This is a genomic window from Ruegeria sp. AL1, from assembly GCF_056540905.1.
The window spans coordinates 372,751-391,161 of the sequence record NZ_JBQFXP010000002.1; the positions used below are offsets into that span (position 1 = coordinate 372,751).

Below are 18,411 nucleotides of genomic sequence, written 5' to 3' on the forward strand. Positions count from 1 at the left end.
CACAAAAACAGTCTTACAGCCGCATATATTTCGGAGGTTTCCTGCCATGGCCAACATCATTGTCTGCTGCGACGGAACCTGGAATTCGGCGGATAACAGCGATGATGGGCTGCCGGCCCCGACCAATGTACGAAAATTCTATGCCGATGTCGCCAAGCAGGACGGGAACGGAGTTCCGCAAAAATCCTATTACCGCAATGGCGTGGGCACCAGCGGGGGTTTTCTGAAACGCGCATTGGGGGGCGCGATTGGCCTTGGGCTCGAAGATGACATCAAAAGTGCGTACAAGTTCCTGGCCGAAACCTACGAGGGTCCGCAGGACAATATCTATTTGCTTGGTTTCAGCCGTGGCGCCTATACGGCGCGCAGCCTGGCGGGAATGCTGGGTCAGATTGGGTTGTGCGATCTGACCGATCCCGAACTTGCAGAGAAAGAGAAATGGGACGCGGTCACCGCCTCGTTGCTTTGGTATCAGGCAAAAAAGCGGGATGGTGATCTGCGCTTTATGCAAAAGCACGTGTGGTTGAAAAACTCGAAAACACCACTGCCTCAACTGGATTACAGGGAAATCAACATTCATTTTCTTGGGGTCTGGGATACGGTCGGCTCGCTTGGTGTTCCGGACGATCTGGGTTTGCTGAATGCGTTGATCGGCGATCCGCGTAAACACGCGTTTCACGACACCAAGCTGGGAGATTGCGTAAAACAGGCCCGCCACGCTGTGGCGATAGATGAGCGTCGACTGGATTTTACACCAACGCTTTGGACCGAGATCGATGAAAGCCGCGTGAAACAGGTCTGGTTTCCCGGTGTGCATGGTGACGTGGGGGGCGGGTATGCACAGCACAGCCTAGGCGACACAACTTTGCGCTGGATGATGATGGAGGCAGAAGACGAGGGGCTGCATTTTCGCAGAGACCCGAAAACCGCGTTGACGGCGAACCCGCAGGGACTGTTGCACGACTCCGTCTCGGGCGTGTTCCGGTTTCGCCGCACCCGCCCACGCTCAACCCCCAGCTTCGTCACACACCGGGACGACCTGTCCAGCCTCAGCGGCGAGGCGATTGCGCGCAACAACCTGCCTGCGCTGGGTGAGCCGGACTACTGGCCTTGCGACCATCTTGATCTGAATGCATCCGTAACTCTGCGGATCAGCGCACGAGAAAGATGGAACCGAACAGGTGTTTTTGTGCAAAAGGGCGAGGAATACACCCTGACCGCGCGGGGGGAATGGCTGGACGCGGGAATCACAGCCTCACCGCGCGGAGCAAATCCCGGCTTCAAACCGGCCAAAGCCGCCTATCTTCTGGCCAAGATCCCCGAGTCCTACCGCAGGACGCTGCGCCGGTTCAGGCAGACGCGAAACGCGGACAATTCGTTTTCCAGACGATTTTCCGAAGCCCCGTGGTTTTCGCTGATCGGGATGGTGTCGAATGGAAAAGGAGTCGACCCGGGTTCCATGAAGCTGGATACCCACCAGTATTTTGAAATCGGGGAAGGCTGTACACTGACCCCTAAGGAAGATGGCTTTCTGTACGCCTTCGCCAATGACGCCTGGGCGACCTATGGCAACAACTCGGGACACGTCGAATTGACAATTGAACGCATAAAGTGACCCTCTGCATCAGGTCCAATGCTGTTCTGGCCATGTTCATCTTGCGGATGATGTGTTAGCGCTGTGCCGGTTGGCATATTTAGACGGCTATTCCCATGCGCGCGGCTCAGTCGCCCCCATCACTGATTACATTGGTTCTGATCACGGCGCTGTCGGTGCTGTCACTGAACATGTTCCTGCCGTCGCTGCCGCATATCGGCGCCGACCTGGAGGCCAGTTATGGGTTGGTCAATCTGTCAGTGGCGGGATATCTGGCGTTGTCGGCGGTGCTGCAACTGATCATGGGGCCGCTGTCAGACCGGTACGGACGTCGCCCGGTTCTGTTGATCTGCATGGGGATATTCGTTCTGGCATCAATCGGATGCGCGCTTGCCGGGTCGATCTGGGTGTTTCTCGGGTTCCGAATGTTGCAGGGCGCGGTTATTGCGGGACAGGTACTGGCCCGCGCGGCAATCCGTGACATGCACCCGCCGAACGAAGCTGCAAGCAAGCTGGGATATGTCTCGATGGCCATGGCACTGGCTCCGATGCTGGGCCCTATGCTGGGCGGTGTGCTTGAGATGCTGTTCGGTTGGCGGGCCGGGTTTGCACTTTATGTCCTGATGGGAGCCAGCCTGCTGGCGCTGGTCTGGGTCGATCTGGGTGAGACCAACACAAACACCACGGCCACATTCGCCACCCAGATGAGGCTGTATCCGCACCTGTTCAACTCTCGCAGGTTCTGGGGGTATTCGTTCTGTGCGGCGTTCTCGATCGGGGGGTTCTACGCCTTCATTACCGGCGCGCCGCTGGTTGCGGCCACGTGGTTTGACCTGAACCCGGCTCTGCTGGGCTTGGGGATCGGGATTATTACATTGGGCTTTATGGCGGGCAGTTACCTGACCGGACGAATGGCGGGGCATACCCGGCTGAATACCCTGATTCTGGCGGGGCGAATAATTGCTTCGGTCGGCCCGGTTTTTGGGTTGATGAGCTTTGCAGCCGGGTTCGGCAATGTCTGGACCTTTTTTGGTTCGGCCGTTCTGGTGGGGTTCGGCAATGGATTGACGGTGGCCAACGCAACGGCGGGTCTGATGTCCGTGCGCCCGCAGTTGGCAGGCAGCGCGGCTGGTCTGTCCGGGGCGATGACGGTGGCACTGGGCGCTGTGCTGACCTTTGCCACAGGCACATATGTCACCGCAGCCAACGCCCCGTTTCTGGTTCTGGGTATGATGTTTGTCAGCAGTTTCGCGGGTCTTGTTGCCATCTTCTACGTTCGTTGGGTGGACCTGCAAGATCCATTGCCGGATACGATCTGAACCTTGGCCCACATAGTGCTTTTCATAGGCGACAGACCATGCTAGGCGGCCCGCGATGGATTTCGGCGCGGGGGTCGCGCCTTATAGTAAGGAGAGGCCGACATGGCACTGGAACGCACATTCTCGATCATCAAACCCGATGCAACCCGCCGTAACCTGACCGGTAAGATCAATGCCAAGTTTGAAGAGGCTGGCCTGCGCATCGTCGCGCAAAAGCGCATCCACATGACCAAAGCGCAGGCAGGCAAGTTCTACGAAGTTCACGCCGAGCGTCCGTTCTATGACGAACTGTGCGAATTCATGTCTTCGGCACCGGTCGTTGTTCAGGTTCTGGAAGGCGAAGGCGCCATTGCGAAGAACCGCGAAGTCATGGGCGCAACCAACCCCGCAGACGCCGCAGCCGGCACCATCCGCGCCGAGTTCGCTGAATCGGTTGGTGAAAACTCGGTCCACGGTTCGGACGCACCGGAAACGGCTGCGGTTGAGATCGCATATTTCTTCTCGGGCATCGAACTGGTCGGCTAAGCCGCAAAAAAACCAAGCTTCAAGCCGTTCCCGTGTTGGGGACGGCTTTTTTATTGAGTTTCCAGGTCACTGGCCGAGATGCGAACACCAATCGCATCCAATTCCGAGATCATCTGGTTTTTCGGTGCGACCATGGTGCTTGATTTGATTGCGTCAAACCTTTGACGTAACGCCTTTTTCTCATCGCCTTTACAATCGTTCCATGGGCGTCCCTGAAGGCCCATCACCAAAACGTAATAGCCGATGAAATGCGGGCGGGATCCGGATTGCAGCAGCCGGGCATATGCTGCATCCGCCCCCAGTTCACGCAATTCCTGCGCAGAATGGATGCCCGCACGAGTGCAGGCTTGTTCGAATGCAGGGCCGAGATTGCGGATTGATGAGACCGGATCAGACATGCCCTCAGTCTTACCGCTGCGCCGTGGCGCTGTCACCTGACAGTTTCATCGGACCGGACGGATTGGAGATCCGATCAACGGGTCGAAGATGCCACTTGCACGCTTATTCCAAACGCGTACTCATGTGATCAAATGACCGTTTCCTTCCAAAGACGGAGCGCCTGTTGACCAGACTGCTTGGAAGCGCCAGCGGTCAGATTACCATTGATGTGCGGGCCGAGAACAACCTCGGGTCATCAGGAAGGGGCGGCTCATGACTGGAAGACACGGTTCGGTTTATGTCTTCCCGCAGGCGTTGAATCTGAGCGCGCTGTCGGATCGCCTGAACACATTGACCATTCAACGGCAAACCGGCACGGCACCACAGCCGTTCCAGCTGTTGGATTGCCACGACCAGTCCCTGCGAAAATCCAATCAGGTTCTTCTGGAAAGTGGCGGCGAGGCCCATCTGATTGAGGATGGAAGGCCAATTCTGACCCAGTCGATTCTAGCCAAGGGGCAATTCGTGCAGAACTTGCCTGACGGCCCGGTTAAGAACGCAATCCGTGGGGTTCCCAAACTGCGTGCACTGATAAGCTGGGGCGAGGGTCAGCTAGAGCAGACGCTTTTTGTCGTTCAGGATGATCTGCAAAAGATACATGTCCGGGGCGAGATGATTTCGCTTACCTCATCTGATGGGCAGGTCACGGTTGTCTCGATCCATTCGCTGCGGGGATACGAAAAATCCGGCGCGGTTGTTTGCGATGCGCTGCGCGGGATGCGGCCCACACGCGATGCGGGGCGCGTCATCGAGCTCCTTTTTCCGTCGGTGATGCCTTACAATCCCAAACCCGAGATTGTGATGAGCACAGATGAACCATCAATTCAGGTGGCCAAGGATATTATAGAGGTTTTTCTGAAGGTTGCGCGGCAAAATGAATGGGGGGCCGTCGCGGATATCGACACAGAATTCCTGCACGACTACCGCGTGTCTCTGCGCCGCATCCGCTCGGTTCTGAGCCTGTTCAAAGGGGTCTTTTCCGAGCAGCAAACGCGGGTGTTGAAACAAGAGTTTTCTGACTTGATGGCCGCAACCGGTCGGTTGCGCGATCTGGATGTGTATCTGCTAGAAAAAGACAGTTTTTACAATTTTGTGCCATCAAAACTTCATCCAGGGGTCGACGCGATGTTCGGCGCGTTTCAAGCCGAGCGGAACCGCGAGTTGATCAATCTGTCCAGACATTTGCAAAGCAAAGCTTATACCCAAAAAATGGACGACCTGACCGCGCTGTTTGCCGATGTGAACCACCTTGAGCCAGGTCCAAATGCGGACCGGGCCGCCTATGATTACGCCTGCGCGCTGATCTGGAAACGCTATCGTAAAGTTTGCAAAATTGCGCGCCGCATCACGGTGGACACACCGGATGACGTCATTCATGCTTTGCGCATTGATTGCAAGAAACTGCGTTATCTGATGGAGTTTTTTGCCCCGTTATTCGAAGCGCCTGCTTTCAAGACGATTATCAAACCCTTGAAAAAGCTCCAAAACAACCTGGGTTATTTTAACGACTATGCGGTGCAGCAGGACGCATTGATGACGTATGTAAGCCAACGGTCTGCTACGCACACAAAGGCGGACATACAAGTGACGTTGGCTGTTGGCGGCCTGATTGCAGTGCTCAGCCAAAGACAAGCCGCCGAGCGAGATCGCGTGATGGCCAATTTCGCGCATTTTGACAGCGAGAAAATCAGGGCATTGTTTCAGGACCTGTTTCACCGGAAGGAGCGTTGAGGGATGAAGATTATTGCTTGCTACAGCAACAAGGGCGGTGTCGGGAAAACCGCGACCTCGGTCAATCTGGCCTATGCTTGCGCGCAGGCGGGATTGCAGGTTCTCTTGTGCGATCTGGACCCGCAAGGCGCGTCGGGTTTTTATTTTCGGGTCAAACCGTCGAAGAAACTGACCGAGGCCCGGTTCTTCGAGGACGTGAAGCGTTTCACCAAGTCAATCCGGGCCAGTGACTACGAGGGTTTGGATGTTCTGCCCGCCAATCTGACCTTTCGTGACTTCGATATTTTCCTGTCCCGCATGCGCAACAAACGGTCGCGTCTGAAAAAGGCGCTGACCTCGGTCGGCGGGGATTATGATGTGATCATCCTGGATTGCCCCCCAAATTTCTCGACCCTTTCCGAGAATATCTTCAAGGCCGCTGACACCATTGTTGTGCCGGTCATTCCCAGCACCTTGTCCGAGCGCACGTTCAGCCAGTTGGTGAGCTTTTTCGACGAACATAAAATCCCGAAGAAAAAGCTGCGTGCTTTCTTTTCGATGGTCCAGAAACGCAAGACCCTGCATCTTGAGACAATGCAGGCGATGCGGAAACAGTACCAAAAACGGTTTCTCAAGTCCGAGATTCCATTTGTCGCCGATATCGAGCGTATGGGATTGCATCGCGCGCCGGTGCTGACCTATGCCGGTCGCAGTGCGGCGGGTGCGGCGTATAATGCCCTGTTTAAAGAGCTGAAAGCGGGATTGGGGTCGCGCAAATGAGCAATGAGATCGAACGCAAGTTTCTGGTCGCTCGGACACCCGACCTGATGCGGGCGCAAAAAGCGGTGGTGCGGCAAGGGTATCTTACCGCGCCCGAGGATTCGACCGAGCTGCGGCTGCGGCAAAAGAACGACACCTATTATCTCACTCTGAAAGGGGCCGGCGGCATGGTGCGCACTGAGCGTGAGTCGGAGATACCGCAGGCTCAATTCGAGATGTTCTGGCCCGAGACCGAGGGGCGCCGGGTCGAAAAAGAGCGGTTCACCGGATCACTACCTAACGGAATGATTTATGAGTTGGACGTGTTTCTGGGCGACCTCGCTCCGCTGCGTCTGGTCGAGGTTGAGTTCACGACCGAGGCCGAGGCGCTGAGCTTCAACGTACCCGATTGGTTCGGACCCGAGGTGACGGATGATAAACGCTATAAAAACAAGAATATGGCGATCAATGGTAAACCGGATTAAGGCTGCCGTCTGATCCGGATCGTTGTTTCAAGGCCGGGATCACAATTCCGCGCCACAAACCGGCCGCCGTGCATATGCGATATGGCGGCGACCAAGGCCAGACCCAGACCCGCATTGCGTTCCGTTCGCGCCGGATCGAGCGTGACAAAGGGCATCTGCAGGCGCGGAAGGTCGGCCTTGGGCACGCCCGGCCCGCGGTCGCGAACGCTGAGCAGTGTATCTGGTCCATCCTCGCCCACATGGATCGTGATCTCGCTGTCCGGTGGGGCATAGCGCAACGCATTCTCCAACAGATTGGACAGCGCTTGCGACAAAAGCGGCCGGTGACCCTGTATCGGAGGGGCGGTGCCTGTGACCTCAAGCCGGATACCCTGATCGGCGGCGACAGGGTCGTAAAGCTCAACTGCGTCTGCAACCAGCCGCAGGATATTGACGGTTTCGAATTGTTCGCGGCCCAGCCCGGCTTCGGCGCGGGAAATCTCGGTCAGTTGGCTTAGCACGCGCAACAGATGGTCGATCTCGCCGGATGCGCGCGCGGTGTCGATTTCGCGCTCCTGATCTGTTTTGCCGGGCTCAGCCAGCGCTTCGACGCGCTGTCGCAAGCGCGACAGGGGCGAGCGGAGGTCATGCGCGATGGAATTGGATGTGGTTCTGAGATTGCTGATCAGTTCCTCAATCCGGTCCAGCATGTTGTTCAAGGTACCTGCGACCTGATCAAACTCATCCCCGGTGCCGCGTATCGGCATTCGCTGAGACAGATCGCCGGACACAATCGTATCCGCCGTGCCCGCGATATCTTTCAGCCGCGAGAAGACCAGACGGGTCAGTAGCCATCCGGTCAGAAGGCTCAGCGCTAATGCGGTCGCAAGTGCCAGTGCGACAGACCGCAGCAAGACGCGGTCAAACTGCTGCCGGGCCAGCGCGTCACGCCCGACCAACAGCCGTTCACCGCCCGGCAGTCGGATTGAGGCGGCAGAGATCGGGACAACCTGATCCGCCTCGCCCCGGTGTAGCTCCAGATCGACCCAGCCGCTGCCCGCCACAATGCCTTCAGGCCATCGGGTGAGGTTTCCGGCAAGTTTGGTGCCCTGACGTCCGGTGAGCAGATACAGCGCATCGCGCTCGGCGGCTGTGGGCAGGCGGCGTTCGATTGCGGTGATCAGGCCGATCATGCCGCGCCGCTCGTATTCATCCGCAAGGCCGGTCAGTTCGGCGGATACAACCGACCGTGTCTCGCCCGAGATGGTCCGGTTGGCGGTGACATAAACCATGGCCAGAACGGTTGCGGTCAGCAATGTGCTCAGAACCATGCTGGCCAGCACCAGTCGGGTTCGGGAATTCTTCAAGGAAAGTCGAAGGTTATCCATCCGAGACCATGTAGCCGGCCCCCCGGACGGTTTCAATGATCGGAGAAGCCCCGTCTTCGTCCAGCTGACGGCGCAGTTTCGAAATATGCACATCCACCACATTGGTGTTGGGGTCAAAATGATAGTCCCAGACGCCCTCTAGCAACATCGTGCGCGACACGACGCGGTTCTTGCGGCGCAGGAAAAACTCCAGAATCTGGAATTCGCGCGGGGTCAGGGTGATCTCTCGTCCGTCGCGAGTGACTTTGCGGGTCAGCAGATCCATTTCCAGATCACGACAGGTCAGGGTAGGGGTTTCTTCGGATTCCTGCGGACGTCGCAACAGCGCCTCGATCCGGGCGTGCAGTTCCTGAAACGAGAATGGTTTGACCAGATAGTCATCCGCCCCGGCCCGTAGGCCCTTGACGCGTTCGTCAACTGCACTCATCGCGGTCAGCATCAGAACCGGTGTCTTCAAGCCAGCGGCGCGCATGGATTTGATCAGGGACAATCCGTCCAGCCCCGGCAACATGCGATCCAGCACGACCGCGTCAAATCCTCCGTCGGTTGCGTGGTAAAGCCCTTCGCGGCCGTCAGCGGCCACTTCGACCACGTACCCTTCTTCGCTGAACCCTTTTGCGATGAAGTCCCGCGTGTCCTGGTCATCTTCAACGATCAATAGTCGTCTGCTCATGCTGGGGGTCCTTTCACTGGCAATTTAAACATATCTGCTGGCTGAAAAAAACATGCCGGGTGCGACGCCGCACCCGGCAGTCCCGGCGGTACGTGGACAATCCGCACCGCTGGAAAAGCGCACCATATTTCCCCATCATGTGGCGCGCTTTGGTTTTGGTCAGGCGATCTCGACGGCGACGAAGATCTGGTTACCTGCCCTGTTGATCAGAACCAGCGCTGGATCGGTCTTTTCGCTGTCTAATGCGGATTTCAGGGCTTCCGGCGTTGCCGTGTCCAGATTGCCCAGGCGGACGATCACATCGCCGCGTTGCAAACCGGCCTTGGCCGCCGGGCCATCGGGGTTCAGCTCGGTCACCACGACCCCGTCAACATTGGTGTCCACACCCATCTCGGCGCGCGCAGCCTCGGTCAGCGGGGCCACCATGACGCCCAGCGAGGTGCCTTCGAACTTTTCTTCGACCACGCTGTCCACCTCGGCCGAGGCGGTCTGATGTTGTCCGATGGTGATCTGCAGCTGTTCTTCCTTGCCGTTTCGCAACACGGTCAGGGTGCTGTCAGTTCCGACCTTTGTGGTGCCCACAAGGATCGGCAGATCGCTGCTGGAGTCCACGGCTTCGTCGTTGAACGACAGAATGACATCCCCTTGCTGCAGGACACCATCCGCGGGGCTGTCGGCCACGACGTCAGAGACAAGCGCGCCTGAGGTGGCGTCGATTCCCATGGCAGCCGCCAGCTCAGGGCTGATATTCTGGATCGACACACCCAGCCAGCCGCGGCTGACCTGACCATCGTCCCGCAGGTCGGCGGTAATGTGATCGACGATGTTCGATGTGACGGCAAAGCCCAGACCCACTGACCCACCGCTGGGCGAGTAGATAGCTGAATTTACGCCGATAACTTCACCCTGCATGTTGAACAGGGGGCCGCCGGAATTGCCCTTGTTGATGGCCGCGTCCGTCTGAATGAACTCGGCATAAGGCCCTTCCGAGATATTGCGGCCCTTGGCCGACACGATCCCGGTCGTCACGGTTGAACTCAGCCCAAAGGGGTTGCCAATTGCGACCACGTCTTCGCCCACGCGGATCACGTCGCTGTCGCCCATCTGAACGGCCTGCAAATCCTCGCCCGCGTCGATTTTAAGAACCGCGATATCGGTCAGCGGGTCGGTGCCCACAACCTCGGCCTCGAAAGTGCGGTCGTCGTTCAGACGCACCGTGATGGTGCTGGCATCGTCGACCACGTGGTGGTTGGTGACGATATAGCCATCCTTGTCCAGCACAAAGCCCGAGCCCAGCCCCTGGCTTGGGCCGCGCTGCGGTGTCTGGAACCCTTCAGGGCCGCCGAACCGCTTGAAGAACTCGCCAAAAGGATGCCCTTCGAAATCGAACTGCTGACCCTGCGCCGGGGCGGGCGTTGTGTCCTGTTTTGCGATGATGGTCACAACCGATGGCGACACGGTTTCAACAAGGTCGGCCAATGCTTCATCCGCCATCGAGGGCAGGGCAGTGGTGGCCAACATGGCGGCACCCAGGGCACCAGCGCCAACCATGTTGGAAGTGCGGGGGAAAAGCAGTGAGGATTTTCGGATGCTCATTTTGTCTCCTGTCTGTGTTTGGCGGTTGCGTCCGCGCTTGTGAGACGAAATGCGCTACGAGTATTGGTGGTTCCTGTTCAAAAGATTAAGAAACCTTAATTTTGCCACTTTGCCGCTGTGAAGTCTGCGAGGCTGACAACATACATCGGGACAGAATCAAACGGCAGTCGCGGCCTCGAATCGGTGAATTGTTGCTCAAAAATGCAAGCCTGTAAGAAAACAGTTGCATTGATTCAGATTTGTTAACAAAGAAAAGGTAAGACGCGTGCTCTCATAATGATGCAACCTATGAGAGTATCTATTATCTAAAGTGCTCAAATAACCGCCAGACAGCCTTCTGAAATACGTGGTTAATCGAACTCATGTCTGAGCATGTTGCCCAGGTGATGGACAAGCCATGCGCGGTGCCACAACCATAGGGTGAAAGTGTAGTGTTGCGCCGTTGCCCTGATTTTTTGCAACCACACTCGAAATTAACCGTTTCTTCCAATTTTACGTTGTTTGAAAGCACTCAATCGGCGAGGATGTTCTTGCCCAAGTGAGGGGGCCTGAAACACTAGGGGGTGTTGATGGCACATCTCAGTCTCTGTAGCGCAGAGCGGCATGTTAACGAGGGGGTCTTGTTTAGGTTCGGCAGCGAAAAAATCGGAATGCCTGTCAGGCGATCCGGTTGCGCTTTGGGAGATTGATGAAAGTGGTAGTCCTGTATTGGGCAGCCGGCCCGGTCGATTTCGACCGGGCCGTGTCATTTTAAGCCTCCGGGCGTGATCTCCATGCGGCCCAGTCTTCGGGCGTGTCCAGATCCAGCAGCGCGTGCCGGGATGGCAAACGGTGCAGATGGACCCGGTCATTGTTCGCCTTTACGATCTTTTGCGCGCCGTCATCGCCGGACAACTTCAACAGGTCGTCGAACAACGCGCGGTCGAATACAACGGGATGGCCCGGCGCGCCTGTATCTGTTGCGCCGCGCCAAATAGCACAGTCCGGGTTCTCATCCCGGGCGCGCAATACGCCCCGCAAGTCATCGGATGTGAGATCGGGCAGGTCAGCCAGCATCACCATGACAGCGGGCGCGGTTTCTGGCACTTCGGACAAGGCCCGGCGCAGGCTGGCGTTCATACCTTCGGCGGCATCTTTCACTTCGACCCGATTGACCACTAACCCGTCTAACGTTTCATAACGGGCATGCGGGGATGGGGGCAGGGCGACGATCGTGGGCGCAACGGCCTGTGCCCTCAGCGCCGAGCGGCGCAGCAGTGGCACGCCATCAACGGGCTGCATCAGCTTGTCTGTGCCGCCCATGCGGCTGGATTGGCCTGCGGCCAGCAGGATGATGGGAATCTGTGTCATTGCCAGACTGTGGCGTTGCGGCCGTCGGTTGTCATCCCCGCATTCGCACGCCATCCGCATCAAATAGCGGGGTCGAGATCACGTGGGCCGGGCGCATCTGGCCGAGTATTTCAATCTCGACCCGCAGCCGGTCTTTGATACGTTTGGTTGGTAGAAAGCCCATCGCGACGGATTTCTGCGCAAAGTGGGAATATCCACCTGATGTGCAGAACCCGATAACCTGCCCATCCAGCCAGATCGGCTCATAGGCGTTCACATCGGCATCGGATGCGTCCACCTCGAATGCGACCAGTTTTCGGACTGTGCCGGTCGCCCGTTCTGCCTCGGCTGCGTCACGTCCGATGAAGTCCGCCGTTTTCGAGAATTCAATGAACCGGTCCAACCCGGTTTCGGCGGCTGTGTAGTCGGGCGAGAATTCCCGCATCCAGGAACCGAAGAACTTGTCCAGCCGCAAGCTCATCATGGCGCGCATGCCAAAAGGTGCCATGTCAAAGGCCTGACCGGCCTGCCACAAGGTCCACCATAATTGTCTTTGCGCCATTGGATCGCAATAAATCTCATATCCCAGATCGCCGGTATAGCTGACGCGTTGCACGATGCAGTCGGTCATGCCGACGGTCATGCGGCGCACGTCAAGGAAGCGCAAAGCTTTGATGTCGTCGCGCGTGCAGATGGCCAGAACCTCAGCCGCTTTTGGCCCGGCAATCTGGAAGCCGTTCAGTCGGTCGCTGACATTGTCGATCGCAACGCCGTCCTGCGCGTTCTGCTGGAACCATCGCATGTGAAAGGCCTGACTGCCGTACGAGGCGGTCAGCTGGAACTCTGTCTCGCTCAGGCACGAGATGGTAAAATCGCCAATCAGTTTTCCTTTGGGCGACAGCATTGGCGTCAGCGACAGGCGACCGGGTTTCGGAATACGACCCGCCATGATCCGATCCAGCCAGTCCCGCGCGCCGGGTCCGGTGATGCGGTACTTGCCGAAATTATGCACCTCGTTGATACCGACACCTTTGCGGACGGCCCGGACCTCGCGCCCGGTGGCGTCAAACGCATCCGAACGGCGAAACGACGGGGTTTCATAGTCTGGTTCGCCCTCCCGGGCGAAATAGTTCGGAACCTCCAGCCCATATTGCTGCCCCCAGACCGCGCCGAGATCCGAAAAGATGTCATACATGGGCGTCGTCCGGTTGGGACGGGCGGCGGGCAGCTCCTCGTTTGGATAGGCCACGCTGAAGCGTTTCTGATAGTTCTCGATCACTTTTGGACGGGTGTATCCGGGGCTGATCCAGTCGCCGAACCGGGCGACGTCCATGGCAAACACATCCCGCTCGGGTTCGCCCTCGATCATCCACTGCGCCAGCGTCAGGCCAACGCCGCCGCCCTGGCTGAATCCGGCCATCACCCCGCAGGCTGACCAATAGTTGCGCATTCCCGGCACAGGCCCGACCAGAGGGTTTCCGTCAGGCGCAAAGGTAAATGGGCCGTGGATGACTGATTTCACCCCGGCCTCGGCCAGAACCGGAAAGCGACGATACGCGAATTCGATGCTGTCGGTGATCTTGTCGTAATCGTCGGGCAGCAGTTCATGGCCGAACTCCCATGGCGTTCCATCGACGGCCCAGGGCTTGCAGGGCTGTTCGTAAAACCCGATGCACAGGCCGCGCCCTTCCTGTCGCAAATAGCTTTCGCCAGCCGGGTCCATCACATGCGGGTGCTCGCCACCCGCATCAATGATCGCCTCGATCTGTGGGATCGCATCGGTGACCAGATATTGATGCTCCATCGGGTGCAGCGGGAAATAGACGCCGGCCATCGCACCAACTTCGCGCGCCCAGAGACCACCGGCATTGACCAGATGTTCGGCGTGGATCGTGCCGCTATCGGTGACCACGTCCCAAGTTCCGTCCGGCCGCTGGTTCGTTTCGCGCACCATGCAATGGGTTTCTATGGTAGCGCCCCCCATCCGTGCGGCCTTGGCATAGGCATGCGTAGTCCCCGATGGATCCAGATGACCATCCAGCGGATCATAAAGCGCGCCGATGATACCGTCGGTATTGGTGATCGGAGCAATGTTGCGGATCTCGTCCGGCCCGACGATTTCGGTCTCAAGCCCCATAAAGCGATGCTTGGCGCGTTCGGCCAGCAGCATGTCGAACCGGTCCTGATTGTCTGCCAGAGTCACTCCGCCCACATGGTGCAATCCGCAGGACATGCCGGTGATCTCTTCCAGCTCTTTGTACAGCCGGATCGTATACCCTTGCAGCGCGGCCATATTGGTGTCGCCGTTTAAAGTGTGAAACCCACCCGCCGCATGCCAGGTCGAACCGCTGGTCAGTTCGGACCGTTCCAGCAACATAACATCCGACCAACCCAGTTTGGTCAGATGATACAGGACGGAACATCCGACGACACCTCCGCCAATGACTGCAACCTGCGTAGTGGTCTTCACGCGTAAGCCCCCTGTGTTTTGGCAAAGACTGTGGGCGCGGTCAGTGTATTACTGTTCCGTTCACGACAGCCTTGGTCGCATATGTCATCTGAGATCAAAGCGCGCAGATCGCGCCTGCCGCGTCGGTTGCCGAAACCATCAGCAACACTGTGTCGCTATAGTGGACGCACCTTCAGCGCGGTCACCCGATTGCCTTCACGCGCCGTGACCTCGAACCGAAAACCGTGAAACAAAAAGACCTGTCCGACAATCGGGATCATCTGCGCCTCGTGGATCACCAGCCCGGCCAGCGTGTTGGCTTCTTCGTCGGGCAGAGACCAATCCAGCGCACGGTTGGCGTCGCGGATCGTCATGGCACCTTCCACAAGGAACTGACCGTCGTCGGTGCGGGTCACGGGGACTTCTTCCTCGATATCGAACTCGTCCGCGATTTCGCCTACGATCTCTTCGAGAATATCTTCCAGCGTGATCAGGCCACGCAGCGAGCCGTATTCATCGACCACCAGCGCGAAATGGCTGTGCATCTGAAGAAACTCGCGCATCTGATCGTCCAGCGTGGTTGTTTCCGGCACGAAATAGGGATCGTTGGCGACCTTGGTGATGTCAAAACTTTTCAGCCGTTCCCTGCTGTCATCCGCACCGCCTGCCTGTGCGTACATGGCACGAAACAGATCTTTGGCGTGTACCACTCCGATGATGTTCTCGGGTTCTTCCCGAAAAACCGGCAGCCGGGTGTGAGGGCTTTCCAGACATTGCTTGAGGATCGTCTCGGGGTCGTCGTCCGCATCAATCATCTCGATATTCGAGCGGTGCAGCATGATTTCCTCGACGACGCGGTCCCCAAGATCCAGCGCTCCCAGAATCCTGTCGCGGTCTTCCTTCTCGACCACCCCTTCGGAATGGCCCAGCTGGATCGCTCCGGCGATTTCCTCGCGCACGGCAAGAATGTTGCTGTCCGGGTCGATCTGAACACCGAACAGGCGTAAAACACCGCGCACAAACAGCCGCACGGCGGCCACGACCGGCGAAAATACGGTGACCACGACACTGATGACGGGTGCCACAAGAGCGGCAGCCTTCTCGGCATTTGTGATGGCATAGGTCTTGGGCAGAACTTCGGCGAAGATCAGCACCAGAAGCGTCATTACCAAAGTCGCCAGGGCCACGCCGCTTTCACCGAACAGCCTTGTAAAAAGGGCGGTTGCCAGCGAGGTCGCCAGAATGTTCACAAGGTTGTTGCCCAGCAGGACCGACCCAATCAGACGCTCGTTGTCGTCAGTGATCTCCAGCGCTTTCTGCGCGCCGCGTGATCCCTTGTCCGCCTGTGTGCGCAGCTTGCCGCGCGATGACGCGGTCAGGGCGGTTTCCGAGCCCGAGAAAAAGCCCGACAACACGAGCAATAGAAGGATAGAGCTTGCGGTGATCCAAAAAGCGCCGTCGAGCAGGGAAGAAGTGGGTTCCATCGGTCCTAGAATATTCTTGTTGATGCATTCGTTATGGGGGCGCGACACCCGCCGATCAAGGGGTTAGCCCTTGTCGGTTGGTTCATCCTTTGCCAGCGGGTGATGTTCCAGCACCAGTTCGGACAACCGTTCATCCAGAACATGGGTGTAAATCTCGGTCGTCGCGACATCGGCATGCCCGAGCAGGGTCTGGATCGAACGCAGATCGGCCCCGTTTGCCAGCAGATGCGTCGCAAAGGCGTGCCGCAGGGTATGAGGGGTCACTTTCTGCGGTGAGACACCGCCCCCGACCGCCAGATCCTTGATCAGCAGGAAAAACCAGTGCCGGGTCAGGTGCCCGGATTTCCCGCGCGACGGGAACAGAAACCGAGAGCGTTGTCCGCCATTGGCCACCGCTTGATCCTCTGTTTCGTCACGTACTACCAGCCAGGCGGCCAACGCGTCCCGGGCAGGTGGGGACAGGGGGACCATACGTTCCTTACCGCCTTTGCCCAGCACCAGCAGCATGCGTGGGTCGCCGCGTGCCGAAGACACAGGCAGTGACACCAGCTCGGTCACGCGCATGCCGGTGGCATAAAGCAGCTCCATCAGGCAGGTGTTGCGCAGCCTGTCCGCTTTGGTGCGACCGGTTTTGCGGGCGGCTTCAAGCAGCCGGTCGACCTCGGACACATCGAGGGTTTTCGGCAGGCGTTTGGCACGACCAGGTCCTTTGATTTGTATGGCCGGGTTGGTCTCGCGCCAGTTTTCCTCAAAGGCAAAGCGATACAGCTGCTTGATTGCCGAAAGGCGCCGCGCGCGGGTCGAACTGGACAGGCCCTGAGCGTCGCAATCGATCAGGTAACCTTCGATCTGATCCCGGTCGGCGCGGTCAAATGTCGAATTTTGTCGGCTCAGCCAATCCGAGAAATCCTTCAAATCCCGCCCATAGGCCAGCAATGTGTTTGTGGCCGCGCCCAGCTCGGCTGCCTGCGCCTCAAGAAAGGTGGAAATCCACTGATCCTGATTGTCCGGTGCGCGCATGATCACGCTCCGTTCAGGATCATCAGCTGCAGGGCCGCGCGCCGGGCGGTGTCTTCCAGTCCCACCCGGCGCAGCGTGGCGATTGCGGCGGTCAGGTCCACAAGGTTTCCGCGCGCGCCGTGGGCGAACAGCTGCATGGCTTCCAGAATGGCTTCGCCCAAACGATTGTTGGTCAACAACAGGTTTATGTCGGACGGGATTGGCGCAGACCACGCAAACCCCTCGGCAATCGCGTCCGCCAGAGGCGATGGCGAGGGCGCGCGGCCTGGATCGCCAGCGGACAACGCGGCAAGATAGGCATTTGCGCTGGACTGCCCGGGTGTGTCCTTCGCCGCGTCCTCGTAAAGCTCAGACAAGAGCAAAATACGCCATCGTAAATCTTCGGCCTCGGGTGTCGGTAGGCTGAGCGACGCCAGGCGCGGAGCAAAAAGTTCGGCAAAGGGTACCTCGAGGCTGACCCGGGTCATCTGGTCCCAAACTGTCATCAGTGACTTTGCAATGCGATCAGGGTCGCCCGCTTCCAGGTCACTTTCAAAGTTCTGGATTGCCGCCACCCTGTCCCACACCGCGCCGGATGCCGCGGGTTTGCGTTCCGTATACAATCCCAGCAACTGGTTTGACGTCAGTGCACCGATCCGCGTCAGCCGTTCGGCGGCTTCGATCTGGGCTTTCCAGCCGGCAACATCCCGCAAATCCGCATTGGCAAAGGCGCGCGGCAAGGAGGCCGAGGGCAGACGTTCACCAATGGCCTCGAACAGGCGAAAGGTCAGTGGATCAGGATGATCCGGCTGCGGCAGATATGCGGCGTCTTCAAACAGTTCAGGGCTGAGGAAGCGATCCAGCAGCGCCAGCTCCTCGTCGGGCAAAAGCTGCAGGGCGTGCGCGGCCTCAAGTGTCAGGGCGGCCGATGTCCAATCCCCCCGACGGGCCTTGCAGAATATCTGAGCCGCGTAGTCGCGTGACAAATGCGGCTGCGCAATCAACGCGGTGCAACTGCGATCTTCGTCACCGGTCAGCAAGGTGGCATCGAACCAGCGCTGAAACCGGTCTTGGGAATCTGTGGGGCCCGCCAGTTGTACCAGAGATTGCGCCGGGTCCGCAGCCCCCAGCTGTATCAGGCGATCCAATCGCGCCAACAGCAATTCATCCCGCACAGATGCATCCGCAGGAGCGCGCGCCTCGGACAGCAATAGCGTGAACAAAAGCCGCTGCATGGCGGGGTTCGATTTCACCGGAACGCGCGCAATCAGGTCTGCAAGGCGCATCGGATCGCTGGCCTGCCACATGTCAACTGGAAGACCGGTCACCGAAGACGAAACCAACCCAAGCGGCGGTGACAGGGTTTCCAATGGCGTAACCTGCACTTCGGGCAGTACCCCGGTTTGGGAGATTGGCGGTTCCAGCAGCACCGTTCCGGGCAAGTGTTCGGGTGGATCGCTGAGCCAGTCGATGACCGAAAGCGGTTCTTCTGCCTGAACCTGCACCGCACTGAAAACAAGTGCCAGCAGAGTGGCTTTAGTCTGCATTCAGAATTACCGGTTCGCGAATTTCATCTTGCGGTGCCGAAAAATCAGCACCAAAGTAAGGCCCGACATAGGCATATCCAACCAGCCCGATAAAACACAGGCAGATCAAGTACACGAGAAATTTGATCAGACGACCC

At 58.3% G+C, this 18,411-nt stretch carries 15 protein-coding genes; 6 read left to right on the forward strand and 9 right to left on the reverse strand.

All coding sequences use genetic code 11. The features are described from left to right. The first annotated feature begins 46 nt into the window (after nt 1-46). The 3 genes from ACRZ9X_RS04935 to ndk all read left to right on the forward strand — a co-directional run bounded on the left by ACRZ9X_RS04935 (nt 47) and on the right by ndk (nt 3,438). Complete coding sequence (locus tag ACRZ9X_RS04935; RefSeq protein WP_480516385.1) at nt 47-1,615, forward strand: DUF2235 domain-containing protein; 1,569 nt, start codon at nt 47-49, stop codon at nt 1,613-1,615. 95 nt (nt 1,616-1,710) lie between these two features. After that, complete coding sequence (locus tag ACRZ9X_RS04940) at nt 1,711-2,913, forward strand: multidrug effflux MFS transporter (protein WP_480516387.1); 1,203 nt, start codon at nt 1,711-1,713, stop codon at nt 2,911-2,913. Between the two features lie 102 nt (nt 2,914-3,015). Beyond that, nucleotides 3,016-3,438 carry a nucleoside-diphosphate kinase gene (ndk, locus tag ACRZ9X_RS04945; protein WP_480516389.1) on the forward strand — a complete coding sequence of 141 codons (423 nt, stop codon included), beginning with the start codon at nt 3,016-3,018 and terminating at the stop codon, nt 3,436-3,438. Between the two features lie 50 nt (nt 3,439-3,488). Here the strand turns inward: ndk and ACRZ9X_RS04950 are convergent, their stop codons facing one another. Next, nucleotides 3,489-3,836, reverse strand: coding sequence for a TfoX/Sxy family protein (locus ACRZ9X_RS04950; protein WP_480516391.1), 348 nt, complete (start codon nt 3,834-3,836; stop codon nt 3,489-3,491). Nucleotides 3,837-4,089: 253 nt separating this feature from the next. On the opposite strand from ACRZ9X_RS04950, the gene ACRZ9X_RS04955 reads away from it, so the two are divergent. From ACRZ9X_RS04955 to ACRZ9X_RS04965, 3 genes are read left to right on the forward strand one after another with little or no spacing between them, the layout of a single operon-like run. Beyond that, the gene (locus ACRZ9X_RS04955; protein ID WP_480516393.1) at nt 4,090-5,607 is read left to right on the forward strand and encodes a CHAD domain-containing protein; all 1,518 of its coding nucleotides are present in this window, start codon (nt 4,090-4,092) and stop codon (nt 5,605-5,607) included. A gap of 3 nt (nt 5,608-5,610) precedes the next feature. After that, a complete protein-coding gene (locus ACRZ9X_RS04960; RefSeq protein WP_480516395.1) occupies nt 5,611-6,366 on the forward strand; it encodes a ParA family protein in 756 nt (251 codons plus the stop codon). Further along, on the forward strand, nt 6,363-6,830 hold the full coding sequence (locus tag ACRZ9X_RS04965) for a CYTH domain-containing protein (RefSeq protein ID WP_480516397.1): 468 nt from the start codon (nt 6,363-6,365) through the stop codon (nt 6,828-6,830). Before ACRZ9X_RS04960 ends, ACRZ9X_RS04965 begins: the two co-directional genes overlap by 4 nt. Here the strand turns inward: ACRZ9X_RS04965 and ACRZ9X_RS04970 are convergent. The 8 genes from ACRZ9X_RS04970 to ACRZ9X_RS05005 all read right to left on the reverse strand — a co-directional run bounded on the left by ACRZ9X_RS04970 (nt 6,827) and on the right by ACRZ9X_RS05005 (nt 18,274). Then, nucleotides 6,827-8,176, reverse strand: a complete 1,350-nt coding sequence (locus tag ACRZ9X_RS04970; protein ID WP_480516399.1) for a sensor histidine kinase — start codon at nt 8,174-8,176, stop codon at nt 6,827-6,829. The two genes, ACRZ9X_RS04965 and ACRZ9X_RS04970, sit on opposite strands and share 4 nt — an antisense overlap. 13 nt (nt 8,177-8,189) lie before the next feature. Further along, nucleotides 8,190-8,870 (reverse strand): response regulator transcription factor, encoded by a 681-nt coding sequence (locus tag ACRZ9X_RS04975; RefSeq protein ID WP_480516401.1) that lies wholly within the window; start codon nt 8,868-8,870, stop codon nt 8,190-8,192. A gap of 159 nt (nt 8,871-9,029) precedes the next feature. Next, a complete protein-coding gene (locus ACRZ9X_RS04980) occupies nt 9,030-10,466 on the reverse strand; it encodes a Do family serine endopeptidase (RefSeq protein ID WP_480516403.1) in 1,437 nt (478 codons plus the stop codon). A gap of 750 nt (nt 10,467-11,216) precedes the next feature. Continuing rightward, a complete protein-coding gene (locus ACRZ9X_RS04985; RefSeq protein WP_480516405.1) occupies nt 11,217-11,816 on the reverse strand; it encodes a nucleotidyltransferase family protein in 600 nt (199 codons plus the stop codon). 31 nt (nt 11,817-11,847) lie between these two features. After that, nucleotides 11,848-14,265, reverse strand: coding sequence for a GcvT family protein (locus ACRZ9X_RS04990; RefSeq protein WP_480516407.1), 2,418 nt, complete (start codon nt 14,263-14,265; stop codon nt 11,848-11,850). Between the two features lie 155 nt (nt 14,266-14,420). Further along, nucleotides 14,421-15,728, reverse strand: coding sequence for an HlyC/CorC family transporter (locus ACRZ9X_RS04995; RefSeq protein ID WP_480516409.1), 1,308 nt, complete (start codon nt 15,726-15,728; stop codon nt 14,421-14,423). 63 nt (nt 15,729-15,791) lie between these two features. Then, on the reverse strand, nt 15,792-16,748 hold the full coding sequence (locus ACRZ9X_RS05000) for a site-specific tyrosine recombinase XerD (RefSeq protein ID WP_480516411.1): 957 nt from the start codon (nt 16,746-16,748) through the stop codon (nt 15,792-15,794). A 2-nt stretch (nt 16,749-16,750) separates the two neighbouring features. Next, entirely contained in the window at nt 16,751-18,274 is a 1,524-nt protein-coding gene (locus ACRZ9X_RS05005) for a hypothetical protein (protein ID WP_480516413.1), read from the reverse strand. Between the last annotated feature and the right edge of the window lie 137 nt (nt 18,275-18,411).